The 16,720-nt window shown below is 55.4% G+C and carries 12 protein-coding genes and 1 pseudogene; 6 read left to right on the forward strand and 7 right to left on the reverse strand.

Annotated elements, in window-relative coordinates; all coding sequences use genetic code 11:
* The first annotated feature begins 68 nt into the window (after positions 1 to 68).
* Positions 69 to 1,112: a GMP reductase gene (locus tag SK47_RS03405; RefSeq protein ID WP_003856327.1), complete on the forward strand. Its 1,044-nt coding sequence runs from the start codon at positions 69 to 71 to the stop codon at positions 1,110 to 1,112.
* A gap of 33 nt (positions 1,113 to 1,145) precedes the next feature.
* Here SK47_RS03405 and hofC read toward each other — a convergent pair whose 3' ends face one another.
* The 4 genes from hofC to nadC all read right to left on the reverse strand — a co-directional run bounded on the left by hofC (position 1,146) and on the right by nadC (position 5,216).
* Positions 1,146 to 2,330 (reverse strand): protein transport protein HofC, encoded by a 1,185-nt coding sequence (gene hofC, locus SK47_RS03410; RefSeq protein ID WP_048243505.1) that lies wholly within the window; start codon positions 2,328 to 2,330, stop codon positions 1,146 to 1,148.
* On the reverse strand, positions 2,320 to 3,699 hold the full coding sequence (gene gspE / locus SK47_RS03415; RefSeq protein WP_045342614.1) for a type II secretion system protein GspE: 1,380 nt from the start codon (positions 3,697 to 3,699) through the stop codon (positions 2,320 to 2,322). Before gspE ends, hofC begins: the two co-directional genes overlap by 11 nt.
* A 12-nt stretch (positions 3,700 to 3,711) precedes the next feature.
* The gene (gene ppdD, locus SK47_RS03420; RefSeq protein ID WP_003856324.1) at positions 3,712 to 4,149 is read right to left on the reverse strand and encodes a prepilin peptidase-dependent pilin; all 438 of its coding nucleotides are present in this window, start codon (positions 4,147 to 4,149) and stop codon (positions 3,712 to 3,714) included.
* Between the two features lie 173 nt (positions 4,150 to 4,322).
* The gene (nadC, locus tag SK47_RS03425; protein WP_048243506.1) at positions 4,323 to 5,216 is read right to left on the reverse strand and encodes a carboxylating nicotinate-nucleotide diphosphorylase; all 894 of its coding nucleotides are present in this window, start codon (positions 5,214 to 5,216) and stop codon (positions 4,323 to 4,325) included.
* 87 nt (positions 5,217 to 5,303) lie between these two features.
* Between nadC and ampD the strand changes: the two are divergent.
* Positions 5,304 to 5,868, forward strand: a pseudogene (gene ampD, locus SK47_RS03430) (1,6-anhydro-N-acetylmuramyl-L-alanine amidase AmpD).
* Positions 5,865 to 6,719 carry a beta-lactamase regulator AmpE gene (gene ampE / locus SK47_RS03435; protein ID WP_003856320.1) on the forward strand — a complete coding sequence of 285 codons (855 nt, stop codon included), beginning with the start codon at positions 5,865 to 5,867 and terminating at the stop codon, positions 6,717 to 6,719. Before ampD ends, ampE begins: the two are co-directional and overlap by 4 nt.
* 18 nt (positions 6,720 to 6,737) lie before the next feature.
* Here ampE and SK47_RS03440 read toward each other — a convergent pair whose 3' ends face one another.
* The 3 genes from SK47_RS03440 to aroP all read right to left on the reverse strand — a co-directional run bounded on the left by SK47_RS03440 (position 6,738) and on the right by aroP (position 10,631).
* A complete protein-coding gene (locus SK47_RS03440; RefSeq protein WP_048243507.1) occupies positions 6,738 to 7,688 on the reverse strand; it encodes a glycoside hydrolase family 43 protein in 951 nt (316 codons plus the stop codon).
* 10 nt (positions 7,689 to 7,698) lie between these two features.
* Entirely contained in the window at positions 7,699 to 9,096 is a 1,398-nt protein-coding gene (locus SK47_RS03445) for a glycoside-pentoside-hexuronide (GPH):cation symporter (protein ID WP_047051305.1), read from the reverse strand.
* Between the two features lie 164 nt (positions 9,097 to 9,260).
* A complete protein-coding gene (aroP, locus tag SK47_RS03450; RefSeq protein WP_003856317.1) occupies positions 9,261 to 10,631 on the reverse strand; it encodes an aromatic amino acid transporter AroP in 1,371 nt (456 codons plus the stop codon).
* 537 nt (positions 10,632 to 11,168) lie between these two features.
* Here aroP and pdhR point away from each other — a divergent pair.
* The 3 genes from pdhR to aceF all read left to right on the forward strand — a co-directional run bounded on the left by pdhR (position 11,169) and on the right by aceF (position 16,627).
* Positions 11,169 to 11,933: a pyruvate dehydrogenase complex transcriptional repressor PdhR gene (gene pdhR / locus SK47_RS03460; RefSeq protein ID WP_023315403.1), complete on the forward strand. Its 765-nt coding sequence runs from the start codon at positions 11,169 to 11,171 to the stop codon at positions 11,931 to 11,933.
* A gap of 123 nt (positions 11,934 to 12,056) precedes the next feature.
* Complete coding sequence (aceE, locus tag SK47_RS03465) at positions 12,057 to 14,720, forward strand: pyruvate dehydrogenase (acetyl-transferring), homodimeric type (RefSeq protein ID WP_003856315.1); 2,664 nt, start codon at positions 12,057 to 12,059, stop codon at positions 14,718 to 14,720.
* A 14-nt stretch (positions 14,721 to 14,734) separates the two neighbouring features.
* Positions 14,735 to 16,627 carry a pyruvate dehydrogenase complex dihydrolipoyllysine-residue acetyltransferase gene (aceF, locus tag SK47_RS03470; RefSeq protein ID WP_003856314.1) on the forward strand — a complete coding sequence of 631 codons (1,893 nt, stop codon included), beginning with the start codon at positions 14,735 to 14,737 and terminating at the stop codon, positions 16,625 to 16,627.
* Positions 16,628 to 16,720 lie beyond the last annotated feature (93 nt).

Here is a 16,720-nt window from a genome sequence, read left to right on the forward strand (position 1 = left end):
AGTGCGTATGATAGCGTCACTGGAGTTGTGCTTTTAATATATTTGCCTCTAACCCCAGGAATCCGCACATGCGTATCGAAGAAGATCTGAAGTTAGGTTTCAAAGACGTTCTTATCCGCCCTAAACGCTCTACACTGAAAAGTCGCTCAGACGTTGAACTCGAACGTCAATTCACCTTTAAGCATTCCGGTCAGACGTGGTCTGGCGTGCCGATTATCGCGGCCAACATGGACACCGTCGGGACCTTCGAGATGGCGACCGCACTGGCGCAATTCGACATCCTTACTGCGGTACACAAACACTACAGCGCTGAAGAGTGGGATGCGTTTGTCGCCTCCGCCTCGGCTGAAGTGGTGAAGCATGTGATGGTCTCGACCGGTACGTCTGATGCAGATTTCGAGAAAACCAAACAGATCCTGAACGCCAATCCGGCGCTGAATTTTGTCTGCATTGACGTGGCAAATGGTTATTCCGAACATTTCGTCCAGTTCGTCAGCAAGGCGCGTGAAGCCTGGCCAACCAAAACCATCATCGCGGGCAATGTGGTGACCGGTGAAATGTGTGAAGAGCTGATCCTCTCCGGAGCCGACATTGTGAAAGTAGGCATTGGCCCGGGCTCCGTTTGCACCACGCGCGTGAAAACCGGTGTGGGTTATCCGCAGCTGTCTGCGGTAATTGAATGCGCTGACGCTGCGCACGGTCTGGGCGGCCAGATCATCAGCGACGGTGGCTGCACCATGCCAGGCGATGTCGCGAAAGCCTTCGGCGGCGGCGCGGATTTCGTGATGCTCGGCGGCATGCTGGCAGGCCACGAAGAGAGCGGCGGTACCGTGGTGGAAGAGAACGGCGAGAAATTCATGCTATTCTACGGAATGAGCTCTGAATCCGCGATGACCCGTCACGTGGGTGGTGTCGCGAAATACCGTGCGGCGGAAGGCAAAACCGTTAAGCTACCACTGCGTGGTCCGGTCGAAAACACGGCGCGCGATATCCTCGGCGGACTGCGTTCTGCCTGCACCTACGTTGGGGCTTCCCGCCTGAAAGAGCTGACTAAACGCACGACGTTTATCCGCGTTCAGGAGCAGGAAAACCGCGTTTTCAATAGCCTCTGACGGCTACGGCTGGCGCGCGTCCGTGCGCCAGCGTTACCCCGCGCTCATTGCATCCCCCAGATGGAAAATCGGCAGATACATTGCCACCACCAGCGTGCCAATAATCAGACCTGTCACGACCAGTAGCAAAGGCTCAAGAAGCGCCGCCAGATTGTCTGCCTGCTGAAATGTCTGTTCCGTATGATGGCGGGCCAGATTCATCAGCATGACATCCAGTGAACCCGACACTTCTCCGGTGCGAATGAGCTGAATACACATTGGCGTAAAAACAGAGGCCTTCTGGAAGGAGCACCACACGGGCATCCCCTGTTCGATATCGCTGCGTATCTCACGGAGTTTCTCCTGCCAGTAGCCACACTCAACGGTCTCCTCCACACTCTCCAGTCCTTGTAAAAAGGCAATTCCGGCCTGCTGGGTTAATGACAGCACGGTAAAAATTTGCCCCAGTTTTTGCCCGCGCATCAGCGTGCCCATCACCGGTACATGTAACAGGACGTACTGCCAGCGCGGATGCCGCCGCAGCTTACAGGCGATGACAACCATTGCCACGAGCAGGGCCAAAAGGGTGAGGATATGCGCCTGAACCAAGGCCGCCAGCCCCATGACTGCCTGCGTGAGCAAAGGGAGCGGGGTGTTGAACGTTTTGTAGATTGCAGCAAACTCAGGCAAAACCAGCGTGACCATCGCCAGCACCACGAAAACGGCCAGCGTCAGGATGATCAGCGGATAGCGCAGCGCTTTCTTCACCTTTGCACTGAGCTGCTGCTGGGATTTTTGTTGCTGCGCAAGCTGACGGCAGCAGGCTTCGAGCTTACCCGTCAGTTCACCCGTCTTCACCATCGAGACATAAAGGGGGCTAAACACCTCTGGCCATTTCTTCATGGCCTCTGACAGAGCGAAACCTTCGCTCAGGTCATCAGCAAGACTGTGCAGCAGCGCCTGCCAGTGCTGCAAAGGATGCTGTTCCGCCAGCATGTGCAGGCTTTGGGACAGCGTGAGTCCGGCCTGTAGCAGCGTGGCGAGCTGGCGAAAAATATCGTAGCAGTGCTGCACCTGCCATCGGTGGCGCTGCTGGCAGCGTTTTAGCGCCAGCGGGTGCAGCTGTTTAAGCACCAGAGCCGTGTAAGCTGCGTTACGGTCGATGGCCCAGAGGGTGCCGGTTTGCACCTCCCCCTCGGTGGTCAGGGCACGCCAGCGCCAGAGCGAATTAGCAGCCATCTGGCATTCCCAGGACGCGCAACAACTCTTCGAGCGTAGTCAGCCCTTGCTCTACGGCCATGCAGCCATGCTCAAACAAAGAGGTCATTCCCGCCTGACGAGCGCTGGACCCAATCACCTCCGTGCTTGCTCCGCTGGCGATGGCCTGCCGCAGCGTGTCGTCGATGACGAGCACTTCAAAAATGGCTACGCGACCATAAAAACCGTGGTAGCAGCGATCGCAGCCGGTGGGTTGCCAGCGAGGAAGCGGCCGGGGCCACAGCGTGCGGGGTAATTCGGTGTGGCGGCTGGCTTCCTGTCGGCAGTACGGGCATAAACGGCGCACCAGCCGCTGGGCAATCACCATCGAGAGCGCCGAAGAGATCATCCAGCGCGCGACACCCATCTGTTGCAGCCGTACCAGCGTTTCAGTCGTCGAATTAGTATGGAGGGTGGACAGCACCAGATGCCCGGTTTGTGCCGCCTTAATGGCAATTTCTGCCGTTTCGCCGTCACGAATTTCACCTACCATAATGATGTCAGGATCCTGCCTGAGCAGGGCGCGCAGCACGCTCTGGAAGGTCAGCCCCGCACGCGGATTAATCTGCGTCTGGTTTAAGCCTGCAAGCGGGATTTCAACGGGATCTTCCACGCTGCAAATATTAACGTCAGGTGTATTTCGCGCCTGTAACGCGCTGTACAGCGTCACTGTTTTCCCGCTACCGGTCGGGCCGGTGACCAGAATCAACCCCTGAGGGCTGTTAAGCGCCTCGGCAAAACGGGCCTGCTGGTCTGCGCTCATCCCCAGCTGTTCAAGCTCCAGAGCCTGCTGTACCTGGTGAAGCAGACGAAGCACGATTTTTTCTCCACCGCTACAGGGAAGGGTTGCGATACGAAAAGAGACGGGGACGCTTGCCAGCTCCACCGTAAACTGACCGTCCTGCGGCAGGCGGCGCTCCGCAATATCCAGTTGACCCAGCACCTTCAGGCGTGCGGCAAGCGTCGTCCCGAGGGCGGCAGAGATCGACGGTTGCGGGTAGAGAACACCGTCGATTCGCAAACGGATCTGGTAGCCGTGCTCCGTCGGTTCAATATGGATGTCAGAAGCCCGCTGGTTTACTGCCTGCTGCAAGGTTGTACTGAGCACGTCAGCGGCTGAGTTTGGCGCGATGCCCGGCAGGTGTGATGATGAGAGGGACTGAAGCCTTTTTTCCATCCGTTCAGCCGTCCAGCACTCAATATCAATACGTTTCTGCGTGGCGAAGCGTAACGCTTCCATCAGCTCAGAGGCAGGATTACCCACCACCGCAATGCTGATCATCTCGGTGTCGCTTGCGAGTAGCAGTGCGTGATGGCGCTGACAGAGCGTCATAAGCTGCTCGGTATTCATTGTCCACTCCTGTCAGTTGTTGTCGAAGCGGAAAACATCTTCACAGGCTTGTCTGAGCGCCGTGTCGGACGCAATTTTGCAGTCACGCGTCCAGCCCGTCATACCGTTACCGTCGCTCCAGATCGGTGTCACGAGCACTTCAAGTCCGTTAAGGCTTTCCTGCCCTGTTAACGATACGATCCCCTTCGCCACGCTCATCGCTGAAACGTAACGTGTGGTTGTCGGGGAGGGGATGCCATTGGTGCCTGCGTCGCAGCGATCCACACCACCACGATCCAGGGCGCAAAGCTCAATGGCGGTGCGGTAGGGGATGAACGTTTGCAGCATATCGGTGAGCGCCGCTTTTCGCAGGTAGTTCTGATAGGCCGGGACGCCAATCGCGCTCAGGATGGCAATAATGCCAATGACCACCATTAGCTCAATCAGGGTAAATCCTTGTTGTCTGTTCATGTCTGCTCCTTATGTTAAGTGGCGCTACTGTGGCAGTGACTGCGCGCAGAAACGAGGGGCAAAAGCGTGAACGTGAAGGGGCTTTCAGGGAAATGATTCAGTGTTGCAGAGAAGGACAGCGTAATTGCGAGCGGTTTCGTATTTCCCCTCTCCGGGCGGAGAGGGGGGATAATTTATTTGAAGCGCATCGAGAGGTCGAGGGCGCGGACGTGCTTGGTCAGGGCGCCTACGGAGATGTAATCGACGCCGGTTTCAGCAAATTCGCGGATGGTGTCGAACGTCACGTTGCCGGACACCTCAAGCTGCGCCTGGCCGTTTGTGCGTTTGACCGCTTCACGCATCTGCTCCGTGTCGAAGTTATCGAGCATGATGATGTCAGCCCCCGCTTTAATGGCCTCGTCCAGCTCCTCCAGCGTTTCCACTTCCACTTCGACGGGCACATCCGGATGCAGCCAGAAGGCTTTTTCCACGGCCTGACGCACCGAGCCAGAGGCAATAATGTGGTTTTCTTTGATCAGGAAGGCATCGGATAGCCCCAGACGATGGTTGGCGCCGCCACCGCAGAGTACCGCGTATTTCAGCGCGGTGCGCAGGCCCGGCAGGGTTTTACGGGTATCCAGCAGCTGCGTGCGGGTGCCTGCCAGCAGGTCAACGTAGCGGCGTACTTCACTGGCAACGCCAGAGAGCGTTTGCACAAAATTGAGCGCGGTGCGTTCACCAGTCAGCAAGACGCGGGACGGGCCGTCCAGTTCGAACAGTGGCTGATTCGCCGTGACCGCATCGCCGTCCTCCACGTGCCATGTTACCTGCACCTCGTCGCCCGCCAGCTGGGTAAAGACCTCCTCAACCCAGCGTTTGCCGCAGAAAACCCCTGCTTCACGGGTGATAATCACCGCATGCGAGCGTGTCTCTTTTGGCAACAATTGGGCGGTAATATCGTTATCGGCGCTGACGTCACCGCCGAGGTCTTCTCTCAGGGCATGGGCAACGCTTGCCGGGATATCACTATTAATACGTTCCAGAAGCGCGTCACGTCGGTGGTCGGGGTTATAGCGGCGAGGCGGCATGATAAAACTCCAAATTGGTAACGAATCATAATATTGAAACATGCTACTCTGAACCGAGTAACAGCACCATAGATAAGGAGTTCCAGCATGTTGTTAGAAAACGGATGGCTGGTGGACGCGCGGCATGTACCGTCGCCGCACCACGACTGCCGCCCGGAGGATGAAAAGCCCACACTGCTGGTGGTTCACAATATTAGTCTCCCGCCGGGTGAGTTTGGCGGTCCGTGGATCGATGCGTTATTCACTGGAACGATAGATCCCGATGCCCACCCCTTCTTTGCTGAGATTGCGCATCTGCGCGTATCGGCGCACTGTCTGATCCGTCGTGATGGCGAAGTGGTTCAGTATGTTCCTTTTGATAAGCGTGCCTGGCATGCCGGCGTGTCGAAGTATCAGGGGCGCGAGCGGTGCAATGATTTCTCCATTGGAATTGAACTGGAAGGAACGGACACCACGCCTTACACCGATGCGCAATATGAGAAACTGGTTGCTGTAACGCAAACGTTAATCGGGCGCTATCCCGCCATTGCAGACAATATTACAGGGCACAGCGACATCGCCCCCCGAAAGAAAAACCGACCCCGGCCCGGCGTTTGACTGGTCCCGGTTTCACGCCATGCTTACCACGTCGTCAGATAAGGAGATAACATGACGTTGTTTACCATGCTGCTGGTTATGATCGCTGAACGCCTGTTTAAGCTCGGCGAGCACTGGCATCTGGATCATCGGCTGGAGGTGTTATTCCGCCGCATCAGGCATTTTTCCATGCTGCGCACGCTGCTGATGGCGGCAGGCGTGATGGCCATTACGTTCCTGTTGCTGCGCTCGCTTTACGGCCTCTTTTTCAACGTGCCGCTGCTGGTGGTGTGGATCCTGCTCGGTGTGTTGTGTATTGGCGCGGGCAAGGTGCGTTTGCACTATCACGCGTATCTGAAAGCCGCTTCCCGGGATGATGCCCACGCGCGCGGCGCGATGGCGAGCGAGTTGACGATGATCCACGGCGTACCGCCGGACTGCGATGAACGCGAGTTTCTGCGGGAGCTGCAAAACGCGCTGCTGTGGATTAACTTCCGTTACTACCTGGCGCCGCTGTTCTGGTTCGTGGTGGGCGGACCCTGGGGGCCGGTACTGCTGATGGGTTACGCGTTCCTGCGCGCCTGGCAGACCTGGCTTGCCCGCTATCTTACGCCGCATGAACGTCTACAGTCCGGCATTGATGCCATCCTGCACGTGCTCGACTGGCTTCCGGTGCGTCTGGTAGGCGTGGTCTATGCCCTCATCGGTCACGGTGAAAAGGCGCTGCCCGCGTGGTTTGTCTCCCTTGCTGACCGTCATACCTCGCAGTATCAGGTTTTAACCCGACTGGCACAGTTCTCGCTGGCGCGTGAGCCGCACACGGACAAAGTCGCAACGCCAAAGGCTGCCGTCTCGATGGCGAAGAAAACGTCGTTTGTGGTGGTGGTGATTGTGGCGCTGCTGACGATTTACGGCACGCTGGTTTAAGCCAGCGCGCCGAAGCCGTTACGGTGTATCTGCGGGCGGGATGCCGAATTCAGGCATCCCGTTTTCGTTCCAGCGGATGAGTTTCAGGCGAGTATGGCGATTGGGATCGTAAAGCGGATCGCCTTCAATTTCAGTGTAGTTTCGCGCGTGGTAGACCAGCACATCTTCGCCTTCCGGCGTCTGCGTAAAGCTGTTATGGCCTGGCCCATACTGACGGTTTTCGTAGCTGGTGACGAACACCGGGCGCGGGGATTTATGCCAGTTAGCCGGGTTTTGCGGATCGGCATTCAGGTCTGCCCACAGTAATCCCATGCAGTAGTTCTCGTCGGTGGCGCTGGCGGAATAGCTGATAAACAGCTTATCGCCATGGAACAGCACCGCCGGGCCTTCATTGACCCAGAACCCGCGGCACTCCCAGTCATATTCCGGTTTACTGAGCATCACCGGCTCGCCTTTCAGCGTCCACGGATTTTCCATTTCACACAGGTAAAGATTCGAGTTACCGGAAATATCCGGGGCTTTTTGCGCCCACAGATACCAGCGTTTACCCTGATGAACAAAGGTGGTGGCATCCAGCGCGAAGGTGTCAAACGGGGTTTTGATTTGCCCTTTTTCTACCCACGTACCGGTGAGCGGATCGCGATCTGCGCATTCAATGGCAAACATGCGATGCTGGAACATCCCGAGATGATCGAGCGCCTGGGTATGCGTGGCGGCAAAATAGATGTACCAACTGCCGTCGATATGATGCAGTTCCGGTGCCCAGATCAGCTGGCTCATCGGGCCGGTGTCGGGCTTGCGCCAGACAACCACCTCTTCGGCATCGCGTAAACCTTCCAGCGAGCCCGCGCGGCGGATCGCCAGCCGATCGTACTCCGGTACGGAGGCGATAAAGTAATATTGCCCATCGTGACGCAGGATATACGGGTCGGCGCGTTGTTCAATAAACGGGTTTGGCCAGGTTTGCATTCGGCTTTCCTTATTTAGTCTCAGCGGCTTTGAGTTCCTGATAATCGTTCAGCTCGCGATAGTTGGTGCGACGCTTTTCCAGATCGGACTGGATCTGCTTCATGGTCTCACGGTCCACTTTCAGCAGACGTACTACGCCCGCGGTAATTAAGTATCCAATGCCAGGAATGACGGTAAAGAGCAGCACGATCCCGTTGATGGCATCCGCGCTCTGCGCTTTTGCGCCCGCATCGTAGCCGTACCAGGAGAGCAGGAAACCGACCATTGCCCCGGCAATCGCCAGACCCAGTTTCAGGAAGAAGATGTTGCCGGAGAAGCTGATCCCGGTGATACGTTTCCCGGTTTTCCATTCACCGTAGTCGTCCACGTCGGCCATCAGGGACCAGTGCAGCGGGGATGGGATCTGGTGCAGGATGTTCAGCAGGACGTAAAGCACAACAATGGTTGTCGTCGCTTTCGGGTCGAAGAAGTAGAAGGCGCAGGAGAAAATCGCCAGCACGATGTTGGTCCAGAAGAAGACCTTCAGCTTGCACCAGCGGTCGGTCAGCACTTTCGCCAGCATACTGCCGAACATCATGCCGACAACGCCCAGGCTGATAAACAGCGTGGCGAAATGGGTGCTTTGCCCCATGACCCAGGTGACGTAATACATGGTGGCCGCCATGCGGATAAAGCCAGGGCAGACGTTGCACAGGGTTAACAGCAGGATCCGCACCCACTGGTCGTTCTTCCACACGTCTTTCAGGTCGTTTTTCAGTTCGTCATGGGTTTGCACCGCCGGACGCACACGCTCGCGCACCGTGGCGAAGCAGAACAGGAACATGCAGGTACCAATCAGCGCCAGCACGGTCATCGCCATCTGGTAGCCTTTGGCTTTGTTATCCCCACCGAACCAGTCGGCCATTGGCAGGAGCGTTAGCGACAGCAGCAGCGTGGCGATACCAACCATAACAAAACGGTAGGACTGGCAGGCAACGCGCTCTTTCGGGTCGTTGGTGATCACGCCGCCGAGCGAGCAGTACGGAATATTGATGGCGGTATAGGTCAGCGACAGCAGGAAGTAGGTGACAAAGGCATAGATAACTTTGCTGTTATAGCTCCACTCTGGCGTGGTGAACATCAGAATGCTGAACAGCGCATAGGGGAAGGCAATCCACAGCAGCCATGGACGAAACCGGCCATATTTGCTGCGGGTACGGTCAGCAATCGCGCCCATGATCGGGTCCGTTACGGCATCAATGACGCGCACGGACAGGAGTAAAACGCCAACCAGTGCAGGAGCCAGACCAAAAATATCCGTATAAAAATAGTTAACAAATAACATGATGGCGCCAAAGATAATGTTGCATCCGGCGTCACCCATGCCATAGCCGATCTTTTCTTTTACTGACAGTTTGTTGTTATTCATCGACAGCTCTCCGGGTTTCGGTATGGAGAGAATTATTCGCTGGCAAACGAATATATGCGTTGCAATATAAAGGCGGTGATATGGAGGATTTTGCTGTTGGCGCGAATTTGTGAGGAAGGTAACAAGACGCTGTACCCGCAACCGCGAGTACAGCGAGAAAACATTTAGTGCGCTTTCACCGTTTTGGCATTTTTCTGTTTCACCATATAACCCACGCCGAGGATCGCAATCCAGACCGGGATCAGGTAGACGGAAATCGCCATGCCTGGGGTGATGAGCATGATGACCAGTACAGCTGCCATGAACAGCAGGCAAACCCAGTTCCCCAGCGGATAGAGCAGGGCAGGGAAGCGCGTGGTTACGCCCTGCTGCTGCTTGGCGCGGCGGAACTTGATGTGCGCGAGGCTAATCATTGCCCAGTTAATCACCAGGGCGGAAACCACCAGCGCCATCAGCAGACCGAAGGCTGATTCCGGGGCCAGGTAGTTAATCAGCACGCACAGCGCCGTCACGACCGCCGACACGATGATGGTATTAACCGGTACGCCACGCTTATCAACGGTGAGCAGCGCTTTCGGTGCGTTGCCCTGTTGCGCCAGGCCGAACAGCATACGGCTGTTGCAGTAAACGCAGCTGTTATAAACGGAGAGCGCAGCGGTCAGCACCACGACGTTGAGCGCGTTCGCCACGAAGGTATCGCCCAGCTCGTGGAAGATGAGCACAAACGGGCTGGTATCCGCCGTGACGCGCGTCCATGGCAGCAGCGAGAGCAGCACCGCCAGGGAGCCCACATAGAAGATCAGGATGCGGTAGATAACCTGATTTGTGGCTTTCGGGATGCTCTGTTCCGGGTTGTCGGCTTCCGCGGCGGTGATGCCCACCAGCTCCAGACCGCCGAAGGAGAACATAATGATCGCCATCATCATCACCAGGCCGGTCATGCCGTGAGGCAAGAACCCGCCTTGCTCCCAAAGGTTGCGCACGGTGGCCTGCGGGCCGCCGTTGCCGCTGAACAGCAGCCAGCCGCCGAAGATGATCATCGCTACAACGGCAATCACTTTGATGATGGCAAACCAGAACTCCATCTCACCGAACACTTTTACGTTGGTGAGGTTAATGGCGTTAATCAGGACGAAGAAGGCCGCCGCAGACGCCCAGGTAGGGATCTCCGGGTACCAGAACTGAATGTATTTCCCGACGGCGGTCAGCTCGGCCATGGCAACCAGAACGTACAGAACCCAGTAGTTCCAGCCCGAGGCGAAACCTGCGAAGCTGCCCCAGTATTTATAGGCGAAGTGGCTGAATGAGCCTGCGACCGGCTCCTCAACAACCATTTCCCCTAACTGACGCATAATCAGAAATGCAATGAAACCCGCTATCGCGTACCCCAAAATAATGCCCGGACCGGCCGACTGGATAACCGATGCACTGCCCAGAAACAGGCCAGTACCAATAGCACCGCCCAGGGCGATGAGCTGTATATGGCGGTTTTTAAGGCCGCGCTTTAGCTGATCGCCATGCTGTTGAGCTTCCATTTGAAACCTCGTGTGTGGTTGTTATGTTCACGCTGTGCGTATGTAATTATGAAAGTCCATATTCTGTATTTATTTCTTTACGGTTAACGATACCGAAAAAAGCGGAGATGGCTTCCGTTAGCGCCAGAATAGTGGTAAGCGCCAGCGAATGCACCTGCTTTATGAAGGGGCGATGACGACTTGAATAAAAAGAAACCAATTGTAAATCGGTACGTTAACCCCTCATACCCCAACCTATAGAATAGAAATTCATCATAAGAGGGCAAATTTTCATTTTTTGCCTTGTTGAATCGCTTCAGATTGCAAAAACCCTCGTTTCATTATGGTTAAAACTGCCTCTTTGGTAGTAACCATTTCATTTGTGCAAAGTTACATTCCTGAAACGTTAGTTCTGTAAGGTTGTTAAAATGTGCCGGGTTTACTGATTTCAATCAAAACCAATATGGACAGAAGGTGAATACTTTGTTACTTTAGCGATACGAACATGAAATTGGTAAGACCAATTGACTCCGGGCAAAAAGGCGTAAGACAGGGAATATGGCCTACAGCAAAATTCGCCAACCAAAACTTTCCGATGTGATTGAGCAGCAGCTGGAGTTTTTAATTCTCGAAGGGACACTGCGCCCGGGCGAGAAGCTCCCGCCAGAACGCGAGCTGGCAAAACAGTTCGACGTTTCACGTCCCTCTCTGCGTGAGGCGATTCAACGTCTCGAAGCAAAGGGCCTGTTGCTCCGTCGCCAGGGTGGCGGAACCTTTGTGCAAAACAGCCTGTGGCAGAGCTTCAGCGACCCGCTGGTAGAACTTCTCTCTGACCACCCAGAATCCCAGTTTGATCTGCTTGAGACCCGTCACGCGCTGGAAGGTATCGCGGCCTATTACGCCGCCCTTCGCAGCACTGATGAAGACCGCATACGTATTCGCGAGCTGCATCAGGCCATTGAACGGGCACAGCAGTCCGGCGATTTAGACGCCGAGTCCAGCGCCGTCGTCCAGTATCAAATTGCCGTCACCGAAGCGGCGCACAACGTGGTGCTCCTCCATCTGCTACGCTGCATGGAGCCGATGCTGGCCCAGAACGTTCGTCAGAATTTTGAATTGTTGTATGCCCGTCGGGAGATGCTCCCGCTGGTAAGCAACCATCGCACCCGAGTATTCGAGGCGATAATGGCCGGGGAACCGGAGCAGGCGCGCGAAGCGTCGCACCGCCATCTGGCTTTCATTGAGGAAATCTTGCTGGACCGCAGCCGTGAACAATCGCGTCGCGAACGTTCATTACGCCGCATACAGCAACGAAAGGATTAAGCGCCAGGTACTTTTAGAGCGCGGCAACTAAACGCAGAACCTGTCTTATTGTGTTTTCTGGCGAAAATACAATGGGACAGGTTCCAGACAAATCAACGTATTAGATAGATAAGGAATACCCCCATGTCAGAACGTCTCCAAAATGACGTGGATCCGATCGAAACTCGCGACTGGCTACAGGCGATCGAATCGGTCATCCGTGAAGAAGGTGTTGAGCGCGCTCAGTATCTGATTGATCAGCTGCTTTCTGAAGCACGCAAAGGCGGCGTGAAAGTGGCTTCAGGTGCAGGGGCTAGCAACTACGTAAACACGATTGCCGTCGAAGACGAACCGGAATACCCGGGCAATCTGGATCTGGAACGCCGTATCCGTTCTGCTATCCGCTGGAACGCCATCATGACCGTTCTGCGCGCATCTAAGAAAGACCTGGAACTGGGTGGCCACATGGCGTCCTTCCAGTCTTCTGCGACCATTTACGAAGTGTGCTTCAACCACTTCTTCCGTGCAGCTAACGAGAAAGACGGCGGCGATCTGGTGTACTTCCAGGGCCACATCTCTCCGGGCATCTATGCACGTGCCTTCCTGGAAGGTCGTCTGACTGAAGAGCAGATGAACAACTTCCGTCAGGAAGTTCACGGTAAGGGTCTGTCTTCTTACCCGCACCCTAAACTGATGCCTGAGTTCTGGCAGTTCCCGACCGTATCTATGGGTCTGGGTCCAATCGGTGCGATCTATCAGGCTAAATTCCTGAAGTACCTGGAACACCGTGGTCTGAAAGACACCTCTGAGCAGACCGTTTACGCCTTCCTGGGCGACGGTGAAATGGATGAGCCAGAATCTAAAGGCGCGATCACCATCGCGACCCGTGAGAAGCTGGACAACCTGTGCTTCATCATCAACTGTAACCTGCAACGTCTGGATGGTCCGGTAACCGGTAACGGCAAGATCATCAACGAACTGGAAGGCATCTTCGCAGGTGCTGGCTGGAACGTGATCAAAGTGATGTGGGGCGGTCGTTGGGATGAACTGCTGCGTAAAGACACCAGCGGTAAACTGATCCAGCTGATGAACGAAACCGTTGACGGCGACTACCAGACCTTCAAATCCAAAGACGGTGCCTACGTTCGTGAGCACTTCTTCGGCAAATATCCTGAAACCGCAGCCCTGGTTGCAGACTGGACTGACGAGCAGATCTGGGCGCTGAACCGCGGTGGTCACGATCCGAAGAAAGTTTACGCTGCACTGAAAAAAGCGCGTGAAACCAAAGGTAAAGCGACTGTGATCCTGGCCCACACCATCAAAGGTTACGGCATGGGTGATACCGCAGAAGGTAAGAACATCGCTCACCAGGTTAAGAAAATGAACATGGACGGCGTGCGTTATATCCGCGACCGTTTCAACGTTCCAGTGACCGATGAGCAGGTAGAAAAACTGTCTTACATCACCTTCCCGGAAGGGTCTGAAGAACACAAGTACCTGCACGAACGTCGTCAGGCGCTGAAAGGCTACCTGCCTGCTCGTCAGCCTAACTTCACCGAGAAGCTGGAACTGCCAGCGCTGGAAGATTTCTCTCAGCTGCTGGAAGAGCAGAACAAAGAGATCTCTACCACTATCGCTTTCGTTCGTGCCCTGAACGTGATGCTGAAGAACAAGTCGATCAAAGATCGTCTGGTTCCAATCATCGCCGACGAAGCGCGTACTTTCGGTATGGAAGGTCTGTTCCGTCAGATCGGTATCTACAGCCCGAACGGCCAGCAGTACACCCCGCAGGACCGTGAGCAGGTTGCATACTACAAAGAAGACGAGAAAGGCCAGATCCTTCAGGAAGGTATCAACGAACTGGGTGCAGGCGCATCCTGGCTGGCCGCTGCGACCTCTTACAGCACCAACAACCTGCCGATGATCCCGTTCTACATTTACTACTCCATGTTCGGGTTCCAGCGTATCGGTGACCTGTGCTGGCAGGCAGGCGACCAGCAGGCTCGCGGCTTCCTGATCGGTGGTACTTCCGGTCGTACGACCCTGAACGGTGAAGGTCTACAGCACGAAGATGGTCATAGCCACATTCAGTCTCTGACTATCCCTAACTGTATCTCTTACGATCCGTCTTACGCGTACGAAGTGGCAGTCATCATGCATGACGGCTTGCAGCGCATGTACGGTGAAGCGCAAGAGAATATTTACTACTACATCACCACCCTGAACGAAAACTACCACATGCCGGCAATGCCAGCAGGTGCCGAGGAAGGTATCCGTAAAGGTATCTACAAACTCGAAACCATCGAAGGTAGCAAAGGTAAAGTTCAGCTGCTGGGCTCCGGTTCTATCCTGCGTCACGTTCGTGAAGCAGCGCAGATCCTGGCGAAAGACTACGGTGTGGGTTCCGATGTGTACTCTGTTACCTCCTTCACTGAACTGGCGCGTGATGGCCAGGATTGTGAGCGCTGGAACATGCTGCACCCAATGGAAACCCCACGCGTTCCGTACATCGCTCAGGTGATGAACGACGCGCCAGCGGTGGCGTCTACTGACTATATGAAACTGTTCGCTGAGCAGGTTCGTACTTACGTTCCAGCTGATGATTATCGCGTACTGGGTACTGACGGCTTCGGTCGTTCTGACAGCCGCGAAAACCTGCGTCACCACTTCGAAGTTGATGCTTCCTACGTGGTTGTAGCAGCACTGGGCGAACTGGCTAAACGTGGCGAAATCGATAAGAAAGTGGTTGCAGACGCAATTACTAAATTCAACATCGATGCAGATAAAGTTAACCCGCGTCTGGCGTAAGAGGTAAAAGAATAATGGCTATCGAAATCAATGTACCGGACATCGGGGCTGATGAAGTTGAAATCACCGAGATCCTGGTCAAAGTGGGCGACAAAGTTGAAGCTGAACAGTCGCTGATCACCGTAGAAGGCGACAAAGCTTCTATGGAAGTCCCGTCTCCTCAGGCTGGCATCGTTAAAGAGATCAAAGTCTCTGTTGGCGATAAAACCGAGACTGGCAAACTGATCATGATTTTCGATTCCGCCGACGGTGCAGCAGCTGCTGCACCTGCGCAGGAAGAGAAGAAAGAAGCCGCTCCTGCTGCTGCTCCAGCGGCGGCCGCGGCAGCGAAAGAAGTGAACGTGCCTGACATCGGCGGTGACGAAGTTGAAGTCACTGAAATCCTGGTGAAAGTGGGCGATACCGTTGCGGCTGAGCAGTCACTGATCACCGTAGAAGGCGATAAAGCCTCTATGGAAGTACCAGCGCCATTCGCCGGTACCGTTAAAGAGATCAAGATCAACACCGGTGACAAAGTGTCTACGGGTTCCCTGATCATGATTTTCGAAGTGGCGGGCTCTGAAGGCGCTGCGGCTCCAGCGAAAGCGGAAGCTGCTCCGGCTCCGGCTGCTGCACCAGCGGCTGCTGGCGGCGTGAAAGACGTTAACGTACCAGACATCGGCGGTGACGAAGTTGAAGTGACCGAAGTGATGGTGAAAGTGGGCGACAAAGTTGCCGCTGAACAGTCACTGATCACCGTTGAAGGCGACAAAGCTTCCATGGAAGTGCCTGCGCCGTTCGCGGGTACCGTTAAAGAGATCAAAATCAGCACCGGCGACAAAGTCTCTACCGGCTCTCTGATCATGGTCTTCGAAGTGGAAGGCGCTGCACCTGCCGCCGCTCCTGCTGCTGCTCCGGCACCGGCTGCTGCACCGGCTCAGGCTGCTAAACCGGCTGCTGCCCCTGCTGCTAAAGCAGAAAAATCTGAGTTCGCTGAAAACGACGCTTACGTCCACGCAACTCCGCTGATCCGTCGCCTGGCGCGCGAATTCGGCGTGAACCTGGCGAAAGTGAAGGGCACCGGCCGTAAAGGACGTATCCTGCGCGAAGACGTTCAGGCTTACGTGAAAGACGCGGTGAAACGCGCCGAAGCTGCACCTGCGGCAGCCGCTGGCGGCGGTATCCCGGGTATGCTGCCATGGCCGAAAGTGGACTTCAGCAAGTTCGGCGAAATCGAAGAAGTGGAACTGGGCCGTATCCAGAAAATCTCCGGTGCTAACCTGAGCCGTAACTGGGTGATGATCCCGCACGTTACCCACTTCGATAAGACCGATATCACCGATCTGGAAGCGTTCCGTAAACAGCAGAACGCCGAAGCTGAGAAGCGTAAGCTGGACGTGAAGTTCACCCCAGTGGTCTTCATCATGAAAGCGGTTGCGGCGGCGCTGGAACAGATGCCACGCTTCAACAGCTCCCTGTCCGAAGACGGCCAGAAGCTGACGCTGAAGAAATACATCAACATCGGTGTTGCGGTTGATACGCCAAATGGTCTGGTTGTTCCGGTCTTCAAAGACGTGAACAAGAAGAGCGTCACAGAGCTGTCCCGTGAACTGACCACCATCTCCAAGAAAGCGCGTGATGGTAAGCTGACTGCCGGCGAAATGCAGGGCGGCTGCTTCACCATCTCCAGCATCGGCGGCCTGGGTACCACCCACTTCGCGCCGATTGTGAACGCGCCGGAAGTGGCTATCCTCGGTGTGTCCAAGTCCGCGATGGAGCCGGTGTGGAATGGCAAAGAGTTCGTACCGCGTCTGATGATGCCAATCTCTCTGTCCTTCGACCACCGCGTGATCGACGGGGCTGATGGTGCGCGTTTCATCACCATCATTAACAACATGCTGAGCGACATTCGCCGCCTGGTGATGTAATCGAAAAGCCGGCCAATCGGCCGGCTTTTTTCTGATAATCTCATGGGGTTTTTGAGGTTATTGGTGAAAGCGATAATTCGTGAGCCGTTTGTT

The organism is Enterobacter sp. BWH52 (assembly GCF_001037565.1).
Lineage (GTDB): Bacteria > Pseudomonadota > Gammaproteobacteria > Enterobacterales > Enterobacteriaceae > Enterobacter > Enterobacter hormaechei_C.